This window comes from uncultured Kordia sp. (assembly GCF_947496985.1).
Lineage (GTDB): Bacteria > Bacteroidota > Bacteroidia > Flavobacteriales > Flavobacteriaceae > Kordia.
In genome coordinates this window covers 107,305-128,862 of the sequence record NZ_CANMEZ010000007.1, presented here as the reverse complement: position 1 = coordinate 128,862, position 21,558 = coordinate 107,305, and the positions used below count along the sequence as shown (strand labels likewise).

The 21,558-nt window shown below is 32.5% G+C and carries 20 protein-coding genes and 1 tRNA gene; 13 read left to right on the top strand and 8 right to left on the bottom strand.

Annotated features, from left to right (window positions below):
• Positions 1-23: 23 nt before the first annotated feature.
• Positions 24-2,297, bottom strand: coding sequence for a TonB-dependent receptor (locus Q0828_RS17405; RefSeq protein WP_298424036.1), 2,274 nt, complete (start codon positions 2,295-2,297; stop codon positions 24-26).
• Positions 2,298-2,405: 108 nt separating this feature from the next.
• Here Q0828_RS17405 and Q0828_RS17400 point away from each other — a divergent pair, with 108 nt between their 5' ends.
• From Q0828_RS17400 to Q0828_RS17360, 9 genes are all read left to right on the top strand, one after another.
• Positions 2,406-3,056: a metal-dependent transcriptional regulator gene (locus Q0828_RS17400; RefSeq protein WP_298424354.1), complete on the top strand. Its 651-nt coding sequence runs from the start codon at positions 2,406-2,408 to the stop codon at positions 3,054-3,056.
• Positions 3,057-3,191: 135 nt separating this feature from the next.
• Entirely contained in the window at positions 3,192-4,106 is a 915-nt protein-coding gene (locus Q0828_RS17395; RefSeq protein WP_298424032.1) for a zinc ABC transporter substrate-binding protein, read from the top strand.
• A gap of 71 nt (positions 4,107-4,177) precedes the next feature.
• Positions 4,178-4,915 carry a metal ABC transporter ATP-binding protein gene (locus tag Q0828_RS17390; protein ID WP_298424029.1) on the top strand — a complete coding sequence of 246 codons (738 nt, stop codon included), beginning with the start codon at positions 4,178-4,180 and terminating at the stop codon, positions 4,913-4,915.
• 9 nt (positions 4,916-4,924) lie between these two features.
• The gene (locus Q0828_RS17385; RefSeq protein ID WP_298424026.1) at positions 4,925-5,686 is read left to right on the top strand and encodes a hypothetical protein; all 762 of its coding nucleotides are present in this window, start codon (positions 4,925-4,927) and stop codon (positions 5,684-5,686) included.
• Positions 5,683-6,813, top strand: a complete 1,131-nt coding sequence (locus Q0828_RS17380) for a metal ABC transporter permease (RefSeq protein ID WP_298424349.1) — start codon at positions 5,683-5,685, stop codon at positions 6,811-6,813. The genes Q0828_RS17385 and Q0828_RS17380 overlap by 4 nt, the downstream gene beginning before the upstream one ends.
• Entirely contained in the window at positions 6,806-8,197 is a 1,392-nt protein-coding gene (locus Q0828_RS17375) for a metal ABC transporter permease (RefSeq protein WP_298424024.1), read from the top strand. The genes Q0828_RS17380 and Q0828_RS17375 overlap by 8 nt, the downstream gene beginning before the upstream one ends.
• Positions 8,198-8,203: 6 nt before the next feature.
• Positions 8,204-8,806: a cysteine peptidase family C39 domain-containing protein gene (locus tag Q0828_RS17370; RefSeq protein ID WP_298424021.1), complete on the top strand. Its 603-nt coding sequence runs from the start codon at positions 8,204-8,206 to the stop codon at positions 8,804-8,806.
• A gap of 704 nt (positions 8,807-9,510) precedes the next feature.
• The gene (locus Q0828_RS17365; protein WP_298424018.1) at positions 9,511-10,164 is read left to right on the top strand and encodes an outer membrane beta-barrel protein; all 654 of its coding nucleotides are present in this window, start codon (positions 9,511-9,513) and stop codon (positions 10,162-10,164) included.
• A 5-nt stretch (positions 10,165-10,169) separates the two neighbouring features.
• On the top strand, positions 10,170-10,826 hold the full coding sequence (locus Q0828_RS17360) for an outer membrane beta-barrel protein (RefSeq protein ID WP_298424015.1): 657 nt from the start codon (positions 10,170-10,172) through the stop codon (positions 10,824-10,826).
• Positions 10,827-10,844: 18 nt separating this feature from the next.
• Here the strand turns inward: Q0828_RS17360 and Q0828_RS17355 are convergent, their stop codons facing one another.
• The 4 genes from Q0828_RS17355 to Q0828_RS17340 form a co-directional block, all read right to left on the bottom strand.
• A complete protein-coding gene (locus Q0828_RS17355; protein ID WP_298424012.1) occupies positions 10,845-10,964 on the bottom strand; it encodes a FeoB-associated Cys-rich membrane protein in 120 nt (39 codons plus the stop codon).
• 6 nt (positions 10,965-10,970) lie between these two features.
• A complete protein-coding gene (feoB, locus tag Q0828_RS17350; RefSeq protein ID WP_298424009.1) occupies positions 10,971-13,127 on the bottom strand; it encodes a ferrous iron transport protein B in 2,157 nt (718 codons plus the stop codon).
• A gap of 12 nt (positions 13,128-13,139) precedes the next feature.
• Positions 13,140-13,364, bottom strand: coding sequence for a FeoA family protein (locus tag Q0828_RS17345; RefSeq protein WP_298424006.1), 225 nt, complete (start codon positions 13,362-13,364; stop codon positions 13,140-13,142).
• A 77-nt stretch (positions 13,365-13,441) separates the two neighbouring features.
• Positions 13,442-14,110 (bottom strand): SCO family protein, encoded by a 669-nt coding sequence (locus Q0828_RS17340; protein WP_298424003.1) that lies wholly within the window; start codon positions 14,108-14,110, stop codon positions 13,442-13,444.
• A 142-nt stretch (positions 14,111-14,252) separates the two neighbouring features.
• Here Q0828_RS17340 and Q0828_RS17335 point away from each other — a divergent pair, with 142 nt between their 5' ends.
• The 3 genes from Q0828_RS17335 (at position 14,253) to Q0828_RS17325 (ending at position 17,627) form a co-directional block, all read left to right on the top strand.
• On the top strand, positions 14,253-16,007 hold the full coding sequence (locus Q0828_RS17335; RefSeq protein ID WP_298424000.1) for a M1 family metallopeptidase: 1,755 nt from the start codon (positions 14,253-14,255) through the stop codon (positions 16,005-16,007).
• 122 nt (positions 16,008-16,129) lie between these two features.
• Positions 16,130-17,455, top strand: coding sequence for an RIP metalloprotease RseP (rseP, locus tag Q0828_RS17330; protein WP_298423997.1), 1,326 nt, complete (start codon positions 16,130-16,132; stop codon positions 17,453-17,455).
• A 98-nt stretch (positions 17,456-17,553) separates the two neighbouring features.
• Positions 17,554-17,627, top strand: a tRNA-Asn gene (locus Q0828_RS17325).
• A 116-nt stretch (positions 17,628-17,743) separates the two neighbouring features.
• Here the strand turns inward: Q0828_RS17325 and Q0828_RS17320 are convergent.
• Both Q0828_RS17320 and Q0828_RS17315 read right to left on the bottom strand, forming a co-directional pair.
• Positions 17,744-18,478 (bottom strand): histidine kinase, encoded by a 735-nt coding sequence (locus Q0828_RS17320; RefSeq protein WP_298423994.1) that lies wholly within the window; start codon positions 18,476-18,478, stop codon positions 17,744-17,746.
• Positions 18,479-18,872: 394 nt separating this feature from the next.
• Positions 18,873-19,649, bottom strand: coding sequence for a LytTR family DNA-binding domain-containing protein (locus Q0828_RS17315; protein ID WP_298423991.1), 777 nt, complete (start codon positions 19,647-19,649; stop codon positions 18,873-18,875).
• 659 nt (positions 19,650-20,308) lie between these two features.
• On the opposite strand from Q0828_RS17315, the gene Q0828_RS17310 reads away from it, so the two are divergent.
• Positions 20,309-20,494: a class I lanthipeptide gene (locus tag Q0828_RS17310; protein ID WP_298423988.1), complete on the top strand. Its 186-nt coding sequence runs from the start codon at positions 20,309-20,311 to the stop codon at positions 20,492-20,494.
• Between the two features lie 58 nt (positions 20,495-20,552).
• Here the strand turns inward: Q0828_RS17310 and Q0828_RS17305 are convergent, their stop codons facing one another.
• A complete protein-coding gene (locus Q0828_RS17305; protein ID WP_298423985.1) occupies positions 20,553-21,557 on the bottom strand; it encodes a PorP/SprF family type IX secretion system membrane protein in 1,005 nt (334 codons plus the stop codon).
• Between the last annotated feature and the right edge of the window lies 1 nt (position 21,558).

Genomic DNA, 21,558 nt, shown 5'->3' with positions numbered 1-21,558 from the left:
ATCTAACAGCGTCAGCGATCTATTTACAAATCGGTTCCAAACTTCAACCCAAGAAATATAGTTCGTGGTTGCGAAGGTCCGTAAATATAATTTGGATCTCTGTCAACAGTTTGGTCAAAATCATCTTGGTATGAATTAAAAATATTTTTCACACCACCATTAATCTCAAACTGATACGTATCTGAAACCGTAAAGGTTCTACTTGCATTCAAACCAATTTCTAACAAGTTTGGCGTTTCTTCCAATATAGTTTCTGTAATAAAACCGGCAACATGTGGTACAAACATTCTTCCTGTGTATACACCATTTAGATTGAAATCCCATTTCTCATTTGGCGTATAATTTATCATCATATTTCCATACACATTTGGCGTACGTGTAATTTTATTAGTTACAATTCCTTCTTCAGGTTCGTATGCTTTTTCAAAATAACTATTCTGAAAAGTTCCGCCAAGTTGAAATAAAAACTTTGGATTTGGACTAAAACGTGCTTCCAAATTAAAGCCATTTACAATAGCATTATCACCATTAATTTTTTCTTTAATCTCTATTCCGTCAACTTCGCCACGTGCTTCGTACACAAACGGGTCATTAATAGTTGTGTAAAAACCTTCAAAAGTTAAAACCAATTGATGATCTTCATGTTGATGCGAATATTCTAACGAACCTATAAAACTATGCGACAACTCTTCCTTTAAATCTTCTGCCAAACGCACACGACGTACTTCGCCAGTAATAATTTCAGAATGTACATCTTCCGAATAAAATTGTGGTGCTCTAAACCCTTGCGAATAGCCAGTTCTGAAGCTAATTGTTTCCGTAATGTTATATAAAAGGCTTACGCGCGGATTTACAATAAAAAGTGATTCACTATTCAAATTAGATGTAAATAATTCTCCACGAGCGCCTGTTAAAACCTTTAAATTATCTAAAATTTTCCAGTCTAATTGTGTGTAAATACCGAGCGTATTGGTGTTTTGCGTAATTTGATTTACGAGCGGGTTTTCACGGCGTTCTTTAATTCGATTAAATCGATGTTCCACACCGGAAGTCAAATCCATACTTCCCGAAATGAATTTTTCAAACTTTGCCGTATGTTGTACGCCAGCAACCGTTACAAAATCTTTAGTCAAACCAAAACCATTTGGATCTTGATTGGTTCCATAATAATTATCTGATCGTGTGTTTTGAATATTTCCATATACTGAAAATTGTTGTAAATAATCTTTAGAAAAATAATCAAAAGTAAGTCCTCCTCCAATCACATTACTCGTAATTTCTTCAGCTATATTTGCAAAAATGGGCGATTTGTCAATGAAATCTCCACCACGTCTATATTCATGCGAATTGTTAAATTCCAACGTTAGTTTTCGCCTGAAATCAAACTTATAAAACGATTTAAAGCCAAAATTCAGGTTACGTAATTTAGTCATTTCGGTAAAACCGTCATCATTTGTATCATATCCTTCACGATCGCGATGCATTCCAAAAAACGTAATTCCTTTATTTAAATCTTCAGAGACAAATGTAGAGTTGAATGTAGTGACAGCATCAGTACTTTGTCCATCAATCAAACCAATTTTAGTAGTAACTTGAAACTGATTTTCAAGCGGATCTTTCGTAATAATATTAATTGTTCCTGCAATAGCATTTGAGCCAAAAATAGCAGATCCACCACCACGAGTAACTTCAATTTGTTTGATCATATTAGTTGGAATTTGCTCCAAACCGTAAATTCCATTCAAAGAACCAAATACAGGACGACTATTTACTAAAATTTGAGAATATGCGCCATCTAAACCATTAATCCGAATCTGTGAAAAACCACAATTCTGACAATTGACTTCGGTACGTAGTCCAGGTTGAAAACTCAACCCTTCAAATAGTGTGGCTGCTTGTACGTTTTTTAAGGATTCTGAATTGGTAACTGTAACTAAAACAGGTGCTTCACGTCTGTTAAGTTCAGTTTTAGTAGCAGAAACAACTACTTGATCTAATCCTAGTAAATCTTCTTGTAAGTCAAAGTTCAATACTAAAGTAGAATTTCCAACAGTAATCGCTTTCTCAATAGTTTTAAAACCGAGTGCTTGTACAACTAAAATATGATTTCCTTGCGCTATTTTGAGAGAATATGTTCCTTTATCATTCGTAACGGTTCCTTGATTTCCGTTCTTAATGTATACATTCACAAAACCTTCAGGGTCATTTTTGTGCGATACAGTTCCTTTTAATTCAGTAGTTTGAGAAAAAGCAATAGAATAAATTAAGATGAATACTAAACAAACTTTTAAGTTCATTGCAAATATTTTTTTTGCAAATATAGGTTTAATTTTTAGTCTTGTCTAAAAAAAGAGAAAGCATATGAGTAAAAATTGTATATTTGTAGTGTTAATTACATGATTATGATGACACTTTCGGAAGAAAACTACTTAAAAGCTATTTATCATATTAGTGATACCTGTGAAGGTGGCATTAGTACCAATGCCATTGCAGAAAAGATGAACACCAAAGCTTCTTCTGTAACAGATATGATTAAAAAACTATCTGAAAAAGGATTGGTAAACTATAAACGTTACAAAGGTTCTGAATTAACAGCAGAGGGAAAGTTGATTGCAACTAATATTATCAGAAAACATAGACTTTGGGAAGTGTTTTTGGTAGAAAAGTTAAACTTTACTTGGGATGAAGTACATGATGTTGCGGAACAATTAGAACATATTAAATCTGAAAAACTCATCGATCAATTAGATGAATTTTTAGGGTTCCCAAAACGTGATCCACATGGAGACCCAATTCCTGATAAGGACGGAAATGTTTCAGATAATGCAGATGTGTTGTTAGTAACCTTAGACAAAAATGAAAAAGGAATCATTGTAGGTGTAAAAGATTCTTCTTCTTCATTTTTAAAGTATTTAGACAAACAAGGAATTGCGTTGGGTAAAAAAATAAAAGTGATCGACAAAGAGCCATTTGATAACTCTATGAAGATTCGAATCAAAAAAGAGGAATTCATGATTTCTCAGCAAATTGCGAATAATATTTGTATCAAAAAATAAATCAGATACTTAGATTATAGATTTTTTGACTATTAAATTGGAAATAATCTCAAAAACAGTTCAATGTCACTTCGAGTGAAATTTTTTTAAATTTTATATTAAGAAGTGCTTTAAAACTAAGCAGAACAAAACATAATGAAAAGATACACATACATATTTGTTATCATGCTCACGATTATCAGTTGTAAAACTGAAGTCAAAAAGCAAGACGGAAAGTTTCAAATTGTAACCACAACGACCATGATTACGGATATGGTAAAAAATATTGGTGGCGACAAAGTGGAGGTACAAGGATTAATGGGAAGTGGCGTTGATCCACATTTATACAAAGCAAGTGAAAGCGTGGTGAGTAAATTTTTCAATGCAGATGTAATCATTTATAGCGGATTGCATTTAGAAGGAAAGTTGGAAGATGTTTTTGAAAAATTGCGAAAGCAACAAAAGAAAACCATTGCGGTTTCAGATGCTGTTGATAAAAGTGGTTTAATAGGTTCCGAATATTTTGCTTCCAACTATGATCCACATATTTGGTTTCATATTGACTATTGGAAACAAGCAACGCAATTTGTTGTAGATGAGCTTAAAAAATTAGATCCGAAAAATGCAGAGAGTTTTGAGAAAAATGGGCAAACATACATCGAAAAACTAACCGTTTTAGCAAAAGAAATAAATGAGACCATTGCAACATTGCCTGTAGAAAAACGAATTTTGGTTACTGCGCACGATGCATTTAACTATTTTGGAAAATTGCATAACTTTGAAGTGGTTGGTTTACAGGGACTTTCAACAGCTACAGAAGCAGGTGTAAAAGACGTGCAAAAACTAGCAAACTTTATCATTGAGAAAAATGTCAAAGCCATTTTTGTGGAAAGTTCAGTGCCAAAACGTACCATTGAAGCGTTGCAGGCTGCTGTAAAATCAAAAGATCATGAAGTTGCCATTGGTGGAACTTTGTATTCTGATGCACTTGGTGATGCTGGCACAGTAGAAGGAACGTATATCGGAATGTACAAATACAATGTACAAACGATTGTGAATGCGCTTAAATAATTCTGAATTCTGAATTTTAAATTGAGAAGTGCTTTTTAAAAGTTAAGAGCGAACAATCAAAACCCATTAAAATGAAAACAAAATACGCCATTACGGTTGATGATCTTACGGTTGCATACAACTACAAACCAGTACTTTGGGATATTGATTTGGCAATCCCTGAAAGTGTATTGATGTGTATTGTTGGACCAAATGGCGCGGGGAAATCTACTTTGATAAAATCAATTTTGGGAATCATCAAACCAATTGCTGGAACGGTTTCTATTTTTGGAAAACCCTATGAAAAACAACGCCAACTAGTTGCATATGTTCCACAAAAAGGAAGTGTAGATTGGGATTTTCCAACTACAGCCTTAGATGTCGTAATCATGGGAACATATGGAAGTCTCGGTTGGATTAAACGTCCTGGGCAAAAAGAAAAGAAAGCTGCTTTAGAAGCCTTGGAAAAAGTAGGAATGTTGCCTTTTAAAAATCGTCAAATAAGTCAGCTTTCTGGTGGACAACAACAGCGAATTTTTTTGGCAAGAGCCTTGGTGCAAAATGCTTCAATCTACTTTATGGACGAACCATTCCAAGGTGTGGATGCAACTACTGAAAAAGCAATCATCAACATCTTAAAAGAATTGCGTAAAGCAGGAAAAACAGTTGTAGTGGTACATCACGATTTACAAACAGTTCCTGAGTATTTTGATTGGGTAACGTTTTTAAATGTAAAAAAAATTGCAACAGGTCCTGTAAAAGATATTTTCAATGACGACAATTTAACCAAGACTTACGGAATCAATTACAAGGTAAGTGTTCAAGAATAAGCAAAGCCTATGAAAACAAAAACATTCTTTTTAGTACTATTGGTTAGTTTCACTACACTTTCAATGTTTGCACAAACGAATATGAAAGCGGAAGAAGAAAAAGTACTGGCTGCATTGACAAAACTACGTTCCAAAGATGAAGATATAGATAGATCAACTGTAGCGATTCAGTTTGAAAAAACTTTAAGAAAAGTACTTTCAAATAAAGAAAGTTGGGAGTATAGATTTCCAGAACTTCGTAAATATATAAATATCAAAACCTCAAAAGATAGAAAAATTCGAACCTTTAGCTGGGATACACTTACCGGAGGAAGCTGGCATGCATTAAAAAGTTTAATTCAATTCGAATCAGATAATCAAATACATGTCGTTTCAATTCAGGATGAACCAATTGATGAAGAGGAAGAAGGAAATGATATGTTTGCTGATGCGGTAATTTTAGGAATTTATCCATTTGCAAAAGGATACCTATTTGAAGGATATGGAACGTATGGAAGTGGTCATCATCATAAAATTTTAACCTATTTTGAATTAATCAATGAAAAATTAGTACGAAAAACCATTTTTGAAAACAATGAAACTATCTATGTGTTCAAAATACCAAGACGTTATGATTTTGACTTACAGGTTGATGTAAAAACAGGAACTATTACACATGGTGAATTTGTAATGGATAACGATAGTGGTTTTTTTAAGCCTACAGGAAAAAAAGTCCTTCTAACCTTTGATGGGAAGAAATTTGTGAAACAAGTTAAAGACAAGAAACCATAGACATTCAAGAATACATATCGCTTGTTTTTGAAGATTACACTTTACGAACTATTACACTTGGAACGGCAATTTTAGGAGCTATTTGTGGAATGTTGGGAAGTTTTGCTGTATTGCGTAAGCAAAGTCTACTCGGTGATGCCATTTCGCATGCCGCATTACCCGGAATTGCAATTGCATTTTTAATAATGGGTGCAAAAGACACTTACATTTTACTAATTGGCGCCTTGATAAGTGGATTAATTGGAACATTTTGGATTCGTGGAATTACGAAAAAAACACATCTAAAGTCAGATACAGCACTAGGTTTAACGCTTTCTTTATTCTTTGGTTTTGGAATGTTGTTATTAACGTTCATTCAAAAGCAACCAAATGCCAATCAAGCAGGTTTGGATACTTATTTATTTGGACAAGCTGCAACATTACTTGAAAAAGATGTGTGGTTAATGGCAATTGTAGCAGGAATTTGTTTAATAATACTACTCGTATTTTGGAAAGAATTCAAAATCTTACTCTTTGATGCAGATTATACCAAAACACTCGGTTTCAACACGCGATTTATAGATATATTAATTACAACATTTATTGTAATTACCATTGTGTTAGGTTTGCAAACGGTTGGTGTTGTATTAATGAGTGCAATGCTGTTAGCGCCAGCTGCGGCTGCGCGGCAATGGACAAATAGTTTAGGAGTCATGGTGATTTTAGCGGCTATTTTTGGTGCATTTTCAGGAGTTGTCGGAACAGGAATCAGTGCAAGTCAAAGTAACTTGCCAACAGGTCCTGTAATTGTTTTAGTAGCTGCAAGTTTGGTGTTGATATCATTTATATTTTCTCCAAGTCGAGGTCTGTTGTTCAGGCAAATTCGTTTCATGAAAAATAGAAATAATATCAAAATGCAAAAAACATTAGCGTTTATGTACGGAATTGCAAAAACGCATGAAAATATAGCACATCCGCATGCGATTAAAATCTTAAATGGTTTTCAAGGATTTTCAAGACGATCACTGCAAGAACTTGTCGATTTGAATTATGTTGAAATCAATGGACAACAATGGTCTATGACGCAAAAAGGATATAAAAAAGCCGAGAATTTATACGATCAGCAAGTAAAAGATACATATGAATAGCGCACAAATTACCATACAAATTATTGTAGCGCTCGTTGCAGTTGCTTGTGCCATTCCTGGGACATTTTTAGTATTGCGAAAAATGTCATTAATCAGTGATGCCATAAGTCATTCTATCTTGTTAGGGATTGTAATAGGATTTTTCATTGTAGGCGATACATCTTCTCCTTTACTTATTGTGCTAGCTGCTTTGGCAGGAATTATCACCGTTTTTTTAGTTGAGTTTATTCAGAAAACAGGCTTGGTAAAAGAGGACACTGCCATCGGACTTGTATTTCCAGCATTGTTTAGTATTGGGGTTATTTTAATAGCAAAAAACGCTAACGATGTACATTTGGATATCGATTCTGTAATGGTTGGTGACTTAAGTTTAGCTCCTTTTGATCCGTTATTGATCAATTGTACGGAAGGTATTGCCGATTCGTGTATCAATTTGGGACCAAAAGCCATTTGGGTTATTGGATCTATTCTGATCATCACTTTGATACTATTATTTGCATTTTTCAAAGAGCTCAAAGTAAGTACATTTGATGCTGGTTTGGCGGCTGCATTAGGTTTTTCGCCAGTTATAATGCATTACGGACTCATGACAGTTTCGTCAATTACCATAGTTGGTGCGTTTGATGCTGTTGGTCCAATTTTAGTGGTTGCATTGATGATTGCACCTGCAGCAACTGCATATCTTTTTACAAAAGATTTAAAGAAAATGCTTATACTTTCCTGCTTTTTTGGAGTGTTTTCGGCAATTTCAGGGTATTGGTTAGCACATTTATTAGACGCTTCTATTTCTGGATCAATGACAACGGTTTTAGCAATCTTATTTTTGTTAGTATATGAACCAATTATTACGTCAATTATAGTAAGTTTAGGAACGGTTGCTGGTATAATCTTTAATCAATACTATGAAGCTTTATTATTAAATGAACCAGGTTTTGCAGAATTCGCGCTAAGCGGAAAAATAAAAATGGTTTTTGAGCAATTTGTCTTTTTAGATTATGTATCTATTATAGGAGTTGGTTTTGTGATGGCAGCTATTTTAATATACATTTTACCCAAAAGAGGTGTAATTTATGGGTATTATAAAGTGAGACAGCAGAAAACTGAAATTATGTTATTGGTGTTTTTATTACACATTCGAAATCATTCAGAGGAAAGTGAGCGTCATGTAAAACACTTAAACGAACATATCAACTGGCAACAATTGCGTTCAAAATCTATTGTAGAATTGGCATTGAAAAATAATATGATTACGGTGGATGACAATATAATCTCACTTACTAAAAAAGGAGAAGAATTTACAGAAAAAGCCATTGATTATATCATTACAAATAAAGATACAGAAATAGAAGAAATGAAAGATGATTTCTTCTTATTTAGAGGATAGAAATCTATGAAAGTTATAAGATTGTTTTGGCTATTTTTACTTATTGTTTCTTGTAAATTAGGGCATGAACAGGAAAAACCATTTCCAATTATTTTACAAAAAGACCAGGTTGAGTGCGGGCCAACATGTTTACAAATGGTGAGTCGCTATTATGGCGTTGATTATGATATTGAACTCTTAAACAAACTTTCCAATTTACGAGCGGAAGGAACTTCTATGGGGGATATTGCAAGTGCAGCAGATATAATTGGTTTAAAAAACCTAGCAATTAAAATTGACTATGAAACTTTACTGAACGAAGTTCCATATCCAGCAATGTTGCATTGGAATGGAAATCATTTTGTATTGGTGTATAAAATGGATAGAGACTCTATTTGGATTGCCGATCCTGCAAAAGGAGCAATAACATATGCGAAAGAAGAATTTTTACCCAACTGGATTGTCCAAGATTCTACCAATATGGTAGAGGAAGGATATGCATTAGTGTTTGAAGCTACAGGTAAATTTTATAAGGCGACTACCAAAATAAAAGCGCGTTTGCAAAGTGATGTAAAAGCTAAAAAACAAGATTCTATTTTGTTGTCTAATTCTTTAATTGACGAAAGATGATTTCTTCTTATTTAGAGGATAATATGTATAATAACTCACTAATTGTAAGTTATTGCTAACAAATGTTAGTTTGTTGTTTTATAGTGTTTTAGCGTATTTTTTGAACTTTTCACCTTACCGTTTATCTATAGAAATAGTGCGTTTGTCGATGAACATAGCTGGTTAATCTAAATATATTCTAAATGATTGATAATCAAATTACTTTAGTAATGAGTAATTTTAAAATAGTCTTCATTGATTTGCTTTTGTAGTTATATTAATGAACAGACATAAAAAAAGAGAGTGGGGCTTAACACTCTCTTTTTTTACGCCTTTTACTTTCCTTTCTGCAATGAGAATTTTATCCAAAACGATAACATAATCAAAATTGCAATTTGTAATATTATATATATGATTCCAATATCAAACAATACTTTTTCGAGTATTACAAATATTAAAATTCCTAATAGATACAATGTACTTCCTTTGATGTCCTACTTGAATTGATTAGGGTTTTGTTTTAAATCTAAATAATATCCGATTCCAATAAATAAGATAGGAACAATGAATTGAAGTTTTACAAATATTGTCATAACTACAATTTAAGATTTGTTGTAAGATTTTACTTTTTCTTTCCAAAAAGAATAGTATTAAAAACAGAAAAGCAGACCGTAAGTGCTATTTTTTTGATACTTTAAATGTCTAATTAACAAAAAAACTATTTTATGAAAAAAATTACAATTATTTTATGCATGCTCGTCATTGGGTTTGTGAATGCACAAGACATCGACAAAGATTCAAGTTCGGATAAACTAACCTTTGCAAAAGGAACTAGTTTGTTAAATGGAGGTCTCTTTTTTAACAATACGAAGGTAGAAACTGATTTGCCATCACAAACACAAGAAGATAAACGTTTCGGTTTTGGTGTTAATTCATCATATGGATATGCTATTAGTGATGATTTATTCTTAGGACTTGGTATTGGATATACACATAACAAACGTGAAGTAGATGTTACAGGAGATCCAACTCAAGAATTTACCAATAACAGCTTTCGTGTGTTTCCATACGTACGTTACTACAAAGGATTAGGAAAGCGATTTGCCTTTTTTGTACAAGGAGAAGCGCAATATTCAAAAACAAAAACTAAAGTTAACGGACAAGATACAAATGATACGAATAGCTTTTTTGTTGGAGTTAGGCCAGGACTTACGTTTATGGTAAGCAAATGTTTAGCATTAGAAACTACTATTGGTGCATTAGGATATACAACTGCGACTACCGAAAATACGCAGAGTAATATAGAAAGTGATAATAATTCGTTTAATTTATCATTCAATACTGCAAACTTAATTTTCGGACTTAGTTATTACTTCTAAAAAAGATGAAAAAAATTGTACTTTTTTTGTGCTTATTTATTATTGGATACGCACATGCACAAGACAATACTTCTGATCAGGATGAAAGTAACAATACACTTTTATTTGCTAAAGGAAGTAATCTTATAAATACTAGCTTTTTTATCAATAGTAGTACTACCGATAACATGAGCGTTACGGTTACAGAAGAAAAAGTGTTTGTAGCCGGAATCAATGCTTCATATGCCTATGCAGTAAGTGATAATTTTTTTATTGGTTTAGGTGTTGGATATGAACATCGTGATAGAGATGTGAAGCTAACGTTTGATGATGATCAAGAAGTGAAAATTAATACATTTAATATATTTCCATATGTACGCTATTACAAAGGCATAGGGAAGCGTTTGGCTATATTTGGTCAAGGAGAAGTATTGTATTCACATAGACAAGCAAAAACGAATGGAGAAAACAATATAAGAACGAAAGCTTTGTTTGTTGGAATTCGTCCAGGATTTACATACATGTTTAGTAAAAACATAGGTTTAGAAATCAACATTGGTGCAGTCGGATATACGTCAAGTGAAATATACAATCCAACAAATGATACTACTACGGATATTAGTGAATTTAGAGCGTCACTTAATTTTGAAGATTTAATTTTCGGATTGAGTTATTACTTTTAAAAAGTAAAAAATAAATAGTTAACAGCCGCAAGCGTCTTTTCCACAGGCTTTTGCGGCTTTCTTTTTCCAGAAAAATTTCTTGATGAGAAAACCTACGGCAATCAAAAATGTAATTCCTACTAATAGTTCTTGAATCATAATTTATTACTTTAAAAACTGATACGCTATTAAACCAGCAATATATGCGATAGCCGACATACCAAATAATTGAATCATTGGCCATTTCCAACCATTTGTTTCACGTTTTACAATGGCTAATGTACTCATACATTGCATTGCAAAAGCATAAAACAATAATAACGATATTCCTGATGCAAAGGTAAATACCTTTTTGCCAGAATCGGCATGTACTTCTGATTGCATTTTGGCTTTAATCGTGTTTCCTTCCTCGTCATCACCTTCACTTCCTACACTATAAATTGTTGCCAAGGTACCTATAAACACTTCACGAGCTGCAAATGAACTCACCAAAGCAATTCCAATTTTCCAATCGTATCCTAAAGGTTTTATAGCTGGCTCAATGACTTTTCCCATAACTCCTAATGCAGAGTTTTCAAGTTTTAAAGCAGCTACTTCATCATCAATTACGGCTTGTCTAAACGCTGCTGTTTCTTCAGCTAAGGCAGAATTAATATCCTGTGCAGTCAATGTTTTATTCGCTTCTTTAGCCTCTTCTTTTAAAAGTTCTTCAAAGCGTGTAATTTTATTTTGTAGTGAAATTTCTTGAATCTCATTGAAACCATTTTCTTTAACAGAAGTTGCAATAATTTGATCTGCATTCTTAAACGAATCATTTACTCCAACAGAAGCCAATACCCACAAAATAATAGAAATAGCTAAAATGATTTTTCCAGCTTCAAATACAAAGGTTTTTGTCTTTTCTAAAACAGTTAATGCTACATTTTTAAATAATGGAACTTTATATTTTGGCATTTCAACCACAAAATATGACTTGCTTTCAATTTTTAACGTTTTGTGTAAAATGTATGCGGAAAGTAATGCAATTGCAAAACCTATAACATACAATAACATCAAAGTGAGTCCTTGCCAATTAAAAAACCAAAAAACACGTTCACTTGGAATCACTAACGCAATTAAAATAGCATATACTGGCAAACGTGCAGAACAGGTAATAAATGGTGTAACTAAAATAGTGATTAATCGTTCTTTCCAGCTTTCAATGTTTCTTGTTGCCATAATTGCAGGAATTGCACAAGCTGCTCCAGAAATCAGTGGAACAACACTTTTTCCACTCATACCAAAACGACGCATAATTTTATCCATTAAAAAGACAACACGACTCATATAGCCACTTTCTTCCAAAATGGAAATGAATAGAAATAGAAAAGCAATTTGTGGAATAAATATAATAATTCCGCCCAAACCTGCAATGATTCCTTCAGCTAATAAATTGGTAAACATTCCTTCTGGTAAAGTATTTTGTGTCCATTCGGCCAACGAGCCAAACGTACTATCAATAAAGTCCATAGGAACAGAACTCCATTCAAAAATTACTTGAAATATCAACAATAACAACAATCCAAAAATGACATATCCGAATATCTTATGTGTGAAAATACGATCGAGCTTAGTTTGTAAATCCGAAGCTTTCTCTTTGTCTATTTTGTACGATTTTTTTAATGTATTATTAATGAATTGATAGCGAATTACAGTTTCATGATGCTGCGTTTTTTTGAGTTCAACAGCTGACAATGATGTGAGTAATTCAGGATTTTTGATTGTATTTTGCTTGAAACGTTCCTCAGGAATACAAGCATTACTAGAAATACTTTTGTACGCTAAAATAGCTTCTTTTACCTCAGAAATTCCCGTGTGTAGTTTTGAACTAATGACTACAATTTTCGTGTTTAAATCAGATTCTAACTGTGGTATATCAAGTGTAATTCCTTTTGCTTTCATTCTATCAGCCATGTTAATGACCAAAATTGTAGGAATTGCTAAGTCTTTTACTTGTGTGAATATTAGTAGATTGCGTTTTAGTTGTTCAACATCAGTGACCACAACAGCAACATCAGGATAATATTCGTTATCAGGATTATTTAAAACATCAATAGCAATTTTTTCATCTGCCGAAGAAGCATTCAAGCTATACGTTCCGGGTAAATCTAAAATCGTTGCTTTTTGCGTTTTGGAAAGCTTACATGTTCCAGTTTTCTTATCAACAGTAATACCTGGATAATTTCCAACTTTCTGATTCAATCCTGTTAAATGGTTGAATAATGATGTTTTACCTGTATTTGGATTTCCTATTAATGCTACTTGTATCATTGAATCACTCATTCGCGAATAGGATTATATTTTTTCTATTAGAATTTGTTCGGCAGTATCTTTTCTAACCGCAATATTACTTCCATTAATCGTTAAAAATAAAGGACCATTAAAAAGTGTGGTTTGTACCAAACTCACTTCATTTCCAGGAAGGCAACCCATTTCTATGAGTTTTAGAGGAATTGTATCAACAGAGAAATCAAGAATTACTGCTTTTTCTCCTTTCTTTAAATCTGCAATGGTGTGCATTCTTTATTTAGATTAATTTTAAAGAAGCAAAAATAAGTTAAAAAGTTAAGTTAGAAAACTTCCGTGTGTAAAAACGTCTATTTATAAGACTTTTTTAAGATTTTAATATCTTCCAGAAGCTTTTTGATGTCTTCATCCTTAGTTCCATCATAAAAACCACGAATACGTCGTTCTTTATCAATTAGCATAAAATTTTCGGTATGTACCATTCCGTAATCATTATCTCCTTGCGATTTTACAGCTAAGTAGGACTTGCGTGCTAAATCGTAAATCTGTTTTTTATCACCAGTAACTAAATTCCATTTTTCATCATTTACACCTTTTTCAATAGCATAGCGTTTTAGTTGCGCTACGGTATCAATTTCAGGAGTTACTGAATGAGAAAGTAACATAATATCTCTATCATTCATGATCTCTTTTTGGATGTCAGCCATATTTTTTGTCATGATAGGACAAATAGTTGCACAAGTTGTAAAGAAAAAATCAGCAACATAAATTTTCCCCTTATATGCCTCTTGAGTGATAGTTTCACCATTCTGATTGGTCAAAGAAAAATCATTTATTTTATGATATTTACTCACATGTTGTATGGAATTGTCAACTAATTCGACATTTACATTAGCAGGTTGATATATAGGAAGCGTTTCCTTTCGTTTAAGTGTAAAGTAGAAGGCTGATACGATAATTGCTGATAAACAGAGCATTACAATCGCAAAAAGTCTGTATTTGCTGAAAAATGATAACATAAAAGTTCGTTTAACGGATAAATTTACAGTTCGTCGATTAGTTTTGGGGTATTCATCGAAAAAACCCTCTGCAAATTTACGATTTTTATTTTTGACTAGGAAAAATTCCTATATTGTCTGTCCCAAATCTAACTTACTACATATGAAGAATACCATTTTAGCCATTGGTTTCTTATGTGCTTTTATCGCCAATGCGCAATCAGGTAAAGAACTGATTGACGTGGTAAAAGGAGAACATAATAAGGCAGCTCAGTTGCAACAGTTTGAAGCAAACGAAAATACAGCTTCATACGATTTATTATATCACAAGCTTCAATTCGAAGTAGATCCAGCAAAACATTATATTAAAGGTGAAGTAACTACGGAATTCCGTACATTAGAAAACACAGATAAGATCGTTTTTGATTTGTCTGACAATCTAGAAGTAGCTTCTGTAACTTCAGCCGAAGAAACGTTAGATTTTACACACGAAAATAATGAATTAACGATCACTTTTTCAAAAGGACTTTGCGAAGACGCAACTGAGAAAGTAACAATTATATACGAAGGAACTCCAAATAGAAACGCTCGTGGAGAAGGATTCGTAACAACTACACACAATAATATACCATCTTTATATACACTTTCTGAACCTTATGGATCAAGAGACTGGTGGCCATGTAAGCAAGATTTAAACGATAAGATTGATCAAATAGATGTTGTTATTACAGCACCAAGAGCATACAAAGCCGTTTCTAATGGAATGATTATTTCTGAAGAAACAAATGGCGATTTAGTAACAACACATTGGCAACACAATTACCCAATTCCTTCTTACTTAATTGGAATGGCGGTAACAAACTACGAAGTGTTTTCACAAACGATTGAAAACCATGGAGAAAGTTTTGATATTGTAAATTATGTATATCCAGAATCAAGAGAAAAAGCAGAAGAATACACGAAAGTAACAGTTGATATCATGAATTTATTTCAAGATTTATTTGGAGACTATCCTTTTAAAGATGAAAAATATGGTCATGCAGAGTTTGCTTATGGTGGCGGAATGGAGCATTCTACAATTTCTTTTATGGGGAATTTCAGTAGATCATTAATTGCACATGAATTAGCACACCAATGGTTTGGGAATAAAGTAACTTGCGATTCCTGGAGTGACATTTGGCTAAATGAAGGATTCGCAACCTATTTATCTGGTTTAGTTGAAAATCATTTAGACGGAGAAGAAGATTTTATCAACTGGAAACGTGGAAAAGTTGCTGATATTACAACATCAAGAAACGGTTCAGTATATGTAAAAGAAGAAAAGCTAGATAATGTTGGACGTATTTTTAGTTCACGTCTAACCTATAATAAAGGCGCTATGGTAATTCATATGTTACGTAATAAGCTAGGTGATGCTGAATTTTTTCAAGGAATAAGAAATTATTTAAATGATGAAGAATTGGCATATGGGTATGCAAGTACAGATCAATTGAAAGCGCATTTAGAAAAAACGAGTGGAGAAGATTTAACAGAATTCTTCAACGATTGGATTTATGGAGAAGGATATCCTTCATATGATGTAGCTTGGTATCAGTCTGAAAATAACGGATTAAACATCAAAGTAAATCAAGAGCAATCAAACAGAAAAGTAGATTATTTTGAAATGAATGTACCTTTCTTAGTTATTGGAACACAAGGAGAAGAAAAAATAATCACTTTAGACAATACATTTAATGGTCAGGAATTTACATTAACTGTAGGTTTTGAAATTGCTGATGTAATTTTTGATCCTAAATTTGATTTAATCTCAAGAAATAATACAATTGGAATTGATATTGAGGCAGTTGCTGATTTAGAAATTAAGCCTGCTATCGAAGATACTACACAAAAAACTACAGCAGTTTCATTTGAAAAATAAGCCACTATTATTAACTATTTCCATTTAAATATTTTAAAAAATACACATAGGTAGGTTTGTCCCTTTTTTAAGTTGTCATAAAAGCTTACTTTTGTGCGTTCTATAAACATTTTTATACCTAAATGGGAGTATTTATTCAGATTACATCGTTCATCTTAATCATTTCAATTTTAGTGATTCTTCACGAATTGGGGCACTTTATACCAGCGAAACTTTTTAAAACAAAAGTGGAGAAGTTTTACTTATTCTTCGATCCTTGGTTTTCATTAGTAAAGAAAAAAATCGGAGATACAGAATATGGTATTGGATGGCTTCCACTTGGAGGATATGTTAAAATTGCTGGAATGATTGATGAAAGCATGGATAAAGAACAAATGGAAAAACCACCAGAGCCTTGGGAATTCCGTTCAAAACCAGCTTGGCAACGATTAATCATCATGTTAGGTGGTGTTATTGTTAACTTCTTGCTAGCTTGGTTCATTTACATTGCATTATTTACATATTACGGAGAAAATTATATTCCAGTAAACAAAATAGAACACGGACTATATTTTGATAGTGTTAGTGAAAAAATTGGGTTAAAAACAGGAGATAACATCATTGCAATTGATGGAAAACCTGTAGAGAAACTAGACAAATACCTAAACATGGACTTGTTACTTGGTGATGATGTAACAGTAATGAGAGGTGGAAAAGAAGTAACGGTACCTTTAAGTGATGAAGGTAAAAAAGCTGCTTTAGAACGTAGAGGTAGGCAAATAGTTGTTCCAAGATATAATTCATTAACTATTGGTGAAGTAAAAGATAGTACGTATGCCAAAGAAGCTGGAATATTAGCAGGAGACGAAATTATAACTGCAAATAACGTTCAACTAGAATTTTGGGATGAGTTTACTGAAGAAATACAAAAAAGCGCAGGAAACACCATTGTTTTAAAAGTTAAAAGACAAAATCAAGTTATAGATATTACGGCAAAAGTTTCAGATAGTTTAGGCTTAGGTGTAATACCAGACCTTGCATTAGCACAACAAAAACTAGCCATTACTAAAGAATATGGATTCTTTGCAGCAGTGCCAAGAGGTTTTGAAGAAACAATAAATGTATTAGTGCGTCAGGTAAAACAATTCAAACTAATATTCAATCCTGTAATTCAAGGATACAAACAAGTAAAAGGACCAATTGGAATTGTAGAAATTATGCCAACAACTTGGAATTGGCAATTCTTTTGGGGCTTTATGGCAATGTTTTCAGTTTGGCTAGCATTTCTAAACATTCTTCCAATTCCAGCATTAGATGGAGGGCATGTAATGTTTTTATTATATGAAATAATTGTAGGGAAAGCACCATCTCAAAAAGTAATGGAAATAGGTCAAATCATAGGTTTTGTGATCATTATGAGCTTAATGGTTGTCATATTTGGAAACGATATTTGGAACCTAATTAAGTAAACTTAATACGGAGAATAAATTTTTTTTAAAAAAATAAATAAAATATTTGTTCGAAATAAAAAATAGCATATATTTGCAACCGCAAAAAGCAATAACACTCCTCCTTAGCTCAGTTGGTTAGAGCATCTGACTGTTAATCAGAGGGTCCAAAGTTCGAGTCTTTGAGGAGGAGCAAAGCTTTTAAAAGCCATCAGAAATGATGGCTTTTTTTATGCGTTTACATCTCTAAACTGATAACTTTCTAAGTGTTTTGTTCGTTTAAATAATCTAATAAACTTAACTTTTCTACTAGTCTTGTAGCACATCATTTTGATATCGTAAGATTTTGATGCTTACAACAACCCATTGTTCCAAATTTACAATCTCAAAACTATAATTATTTTGGTATAGTGCTTCCAAACGACTTATAATATTATGAAGTCCACTTCCTTTGCTTGCTAGTTCATCCAATGTGCTAGTTATTGGTGTACCATTATTTTTAATTTCAAAAAGTAACTGTTCATCTTTCTCAATAATAGAAATCTCAATTTGTAATGCATTCGTATTTCCGGTAAATCCATGTTTTATGGCATTTTCTACAATAGGCTGCATCATCATAAGTGGAACAGGTGTATCTTCAATGTTTGGAGCTATATGTGTCGTAATAGTCAAATGATCATAATAACGGATTAAAATGATGTCTATATACTTCTGTAAGATGTATAATTCTTGCGCTAAGGAGTTAAAATGATCTTCTCTAAGGATTATGACTTCTCTTAAAAGATCGCTTAAATCGTTGAGTGTATTTTGCGCTTGCTTTGTGTTGGTTTCTATCAATGAAGAAATACTATGTAGCGTATTAAATAAAAAATGTGGTTGTAACTGCGATTTTAATACGCTCATTCGGGTTTGTGTCAACTGTTCGGCTAATAAAGCTCTTTGCAATTCGGCTGTTTTTAATCTGCTACTATAATAATAGGTGTAAATAATTCCCGTCATTCCAAGATATAACAAGAAAGTCCTTGATAAATAAGCAATCGTCATATTAAAAGAAGTATAATAAAGGAATGCAGAATAATCTATTTTTCCTAGAACTAATAAGATGCTCGAATGTATAAACGAATATACCCAGCCAAAACACAGTGATACAATTAAATGAAACAAAATAATATAGATAGAACGAATGTTTTTTAGAAAAAATGCTCTCGTAATCATTGATACAATTGACATAAATAGGCAAATGATAACCCAATCTACTAGGAAGTGTTTTATAAAATTATCTAACAAATCATAGGTTTCTTCTTTTTGGATTTTAAAATATGATATTTGAAAAAAGACAACTATAACAGTTATTAGACAAAATAAAGCAAGGATCTTGATCAACTTTACATCTAGATACTTTTTTATCAAGTTTGTATTTGATTTATGAGTACCCATCTTATATTCCTATTTTATTTAGAAATTCCTTTTTATACGTTTTACTAATCCGGAATATGTGATGATCCTTCATACGTACATCCAATTCTCCAAAATTTGAATGGATCAATTCACTTATATACGCAATATTTAAGATAGTAGATCGATGTATTCGTGCAAATGTATTTGGATTTAACTTCTGAATTAGTTTCGTAAGCGACATTCTCAATACATATTTTTTATGTTTTGTATGAATTTCTGCATAATAGCTAGACGCCGTAATGTACATGATATCAGTGATGGTTACGAAATGAACTTTATTTCCAGTTCGAATGGGCAAATTGTGATAAAACTCTTTTTTTACATATTGATTAGGAGTTTTAATCATTGTTAATAATTGATCTAAGCGTTGGTTAAACGCTCTATGACTTTCCTGAGCATGTGTTTCTATGACATGATCTACGGTTTTATAAAATCGTTCGTCTTTAAAAGGTTTTAACAAATAGTCAAAAGCTAAATAATCGAATGCTTTTAGCGCAAATTCATCATAAGCTGTAACAAAAACAATCAATGTTTTTTTAGGAATTGTTAGCTTTTCCAGTACTTCAAACCCTGTCATATCTTTCATTTGAATGTCTAAAAAAATCAAATCGGGTGTATGTTCTTTAATTTTAGAGACAGCTTCGTTGCCTGTTCTACATTCATCTAGTATTTGAATCTGTGTACGATCTGTTAACAGATTTCTAATTCGTAGGCGCGCTAACGGTTCATCATCTATAATTAGTGTAGTGATTTCCATAAAGAGTAGTTGTTTGCAAGAAAATACACAATTATTTTTTTTTCACATAAATTCAAATCAACATTAACATCAAAAAAAGGCGTTTCATGGTGTTTATATAATGCTTTTACATCAAATAACAACCGTTTCACTTCATCAAATAGTGTGCTATTCACTAATTATTTTCGAACCTTATGTTGAGGTTTTTAGCAGATATGCGTAAGAATAATATTAAATCATGGAACATATATTTTAAATCCTTTTCAATCAACTTTACTTCTTGTTAACATGTTGATATTTAGGTGATTTGTACATTAGATTCTATTAAGATTGCAATCGGAGTTGGAAATCCTGTCCAACTTAAAATGTTCAGGAATAATTAACTATAAACTTTATACTATGAAAAAAAGTAATAAAAAGAAATTATTGACAATACGTAAATCGAGTATTGCTCAATTAAACAAAAATGAAACTCAAACGTTACATGGTGGATCTAGTCTTACAGTAGCAATTACCATAACATTATTTGAGGACTGTACGAGTATTTTATGTACGATACCTCCTGCAGTATAGATTATTCTTTTACAGATTGCTTCCAATATATTTTTGGAATCAATTAAGATCGGAATTCCTGACCGATTTAGAGTATTCAGGAGTAATTATTTTTAAATTTTTATACGATGAAAAAACAAATTATAAAAAAATCGCTACAAATTAAAAAAGCGAACATTGCTAAATTAAACGAACGAGACACTGCAAGTTTAAAAGGTGGAATCACAACGCATGGTACGCCTACAACGTTAGGTTCAATGATCATGATTTGTCCGCCAACATTTGATCCAATAGGTTGTACTACTGTAGTTTAGTTTGCCTAAAACGGTTTCTGTATATTAACTTCCTCCGATAGTTTTGGAGGAGGTTTTTTTATTTCTGATAATCTGGGCAACCGTAACATCTTTTTGCTTCTGAATCAAATTGATATGTTAATGAAAGTTCATACACACCACCAGTTCGTCCAATTCTAGAAGTATTAAAATCATAGGAAATTCCAAATCGGAAATTTGTATACTGTAAGCCTGTAAATGCATTAATAGAAGTTAATAAATGACTATTTCCACTATTTTTAGAAGGATTTGTTACCAAGGTTGATCCTAAAAAGAAGCGTCCTACCGAGAGCGAAGTTCCTAAATCAAATCGGTTAAAACGACCTTGATGCATATAATTTCCTGTAACCATCAAGCGTGTTTCAAATGGTAAGAAACGAATATCAATAAAATCGGTTACTAAAAATTCATATCCTGCACTTATAGAGAAAAATGTTTCTAGTGGTACATTTCCATCTACTGTTAAGGAGATATTTGGTCTGTTTAAATGTTTTGCCGAAACGCCAATCCAAGCTTGTTCTGTGTTAAACAATAACCCAGCAGAAATATCCCAAAAACCAATTCTTCCATCATCTAAGGATAACAAATCTATAGAAGTAGCATTAATCACATTCGTTTGTATATTGATCTGATCTTCTAATAACAATCCTTGAAAACCTAGGTTTTTCCAACCGCGACCAAATTCTATTCCAGGCCTAAAATACCAATCGTCGCTTAGTTGAACTTGGTAGGCATAATTTACATTAAACTGAGAAAAGACATAGCCACTTTGACTTTCGCGCTGATTTAAAAAACTAATTCCTGCACCACTATTTGCTTCCGGAAACCATGTGCTTGCAAACGCATAGTTGGTATCAATTCGTAAACCTAATGCGGGCCATTGTGTTCTGTGAACAATTCCTATGTGTGTAGTTTCTAGAAACCCTGCGAAACCAGGATTGATAGTTTGCGGCACTAAAAAGTATTGAGAAAATATAGGATCTTGTGCTTCCATTCTAGGAATGAAGCATAGACCAATAATAAAGAGGCATATTTTTAATTTCATT

Excerpts from the sequence above, each read along its gene's own strand:
- Q0828_RS17370 (WP_298424021.1), top strand. The coding sequence starts at position 8,204 with ATGAAAGTTATAAGATTGTTTTGGCTATTTTTACTTATTGTTTCTTGT.
- Q0828_RS17320 (WP_298423994.1), bottom strand. The coding sequence starts at position 18,478 with ATGACGATTGCTTATTTATCAAGGACTTTCTTGTTATATCTTGGAATG.
- Q0828_RS17360 (WP_298424015.1), top strand. The coding sequence starts at position 10,170 with ATGAAAAAAATTGTACTTTTTTTGTGCTTATTTATTATTGGATACGCA.
- feoB (WP_298424009.1), bottom strand. The coding sequence starts at position 13,127 with ATGAGTGATTCAATGATACAAGTAGCATTAATAGGAAATCCAAATACA.
- Q0828_RS17375 (WP_298424024.1), top strand. The coding sequence starts at position 6,806 with ATGAATAGCGCACAAATTACCATACAAATTATTGTAGCGCTCGTTGCA.
- Q0828_RS17305 (WP_298423985.1), bottom strand. The coding sequence starts at position 21,557 with ATGAAATTAAAAATATGCCTCTTTATTATTGGTCTATGCTTCATTCCT.
- Q0828_RS17400 (WP_298424354.1), top strand. The coding sequence starts at position 2,406 with ATGACACTTTCGGAAGAAAACTACTTAAAAGCTATTTATCATATTAGT.
- Q0828_RS17405 (WP_298424036.1), bottom strand. The coding sequence starts at position 2,297 with ATGAACTTAAAAGTTTGTTTAGTATTCATCTTAATTTATTCTATTGCT.
- Q0828_RS17340 (WP_298424003.1), bottom strand. The coding sequence starts at position 14,110 with ATGTTATCATTTTTCAGCAAATACAGACTTTTTGCGATTGTAATGCTC.
- Q0828_RS17390 (WP_298424029.1), top strand. The coding sequence starts at position 4,178 with ATGAAAACAAAATACGCCATTACGGTTGATGATCTTACGGTTGCATAC.
- Q0828_RS17345 (WP_298424006.1), bottom strand. The coding sequence starts at position 13,364 with ATGCACACCATTGCAGATTTAAAGAAAGGAGAAAAAGCAGTAATTCTT.
- Q0828_RS17395 (WP_298424032.1), top strand. The coding sequence starts at position 3,192 with ATGAAAAGATACACATACATATTTGTTATCATGCTCACGATTATCAGT.
- rseP (WP_298423997.1), top strand. The coding sequence starts at position 16,130 with ATGGGAGTATTTATTCAGATTACATCGTTCATCTTAATCATTTCAATT.
- Q0828_RS17310 (WP_298423988.1), top strand. The coding sequence starts at position 20,309 with ATGAAAAAACAAATTATAAAAAAATCGCTACAAATTAAAAAAGCGAAC.
- Q0828_RS17385 (WP_298424026.1), top strand. The coding sequence starts at position 4,925 with ATGAAAACAAAAACATTCTTTTTAGTACTATTGGTTAGTTTCACTACA.
- Q0828_RS17355 (WP_298424012.1), bottom strand. The coding sequence starts at position 10,964 with ATGATTCAAGAACTATTAGTAGGAATTACATTTTTGATTGCCGTAGGT.
- Q0828_RS17315 (WP_298423991.1), bottom strand. The coding sequence starts at position 19,649 with ATGGAAATCACTACACTAATTATAGATGATGAACCGTTAGCGCGCCTA.
- Q0828_RS17335 (WP_298424000.1), top strand. The coding sequence starts at position 14,253 with ATGAAGAATACCATTTTAGCCATTGGTTTCTTATGTGCTTTTATCGCC.
- Q0828_RS17365 (WP_298424018.1), top strand. The coding sequence starts at position 9,511 with ATGAAAAAAATTACAATTATTTTATGCATGCTCGTCATTGGGTTTGTG.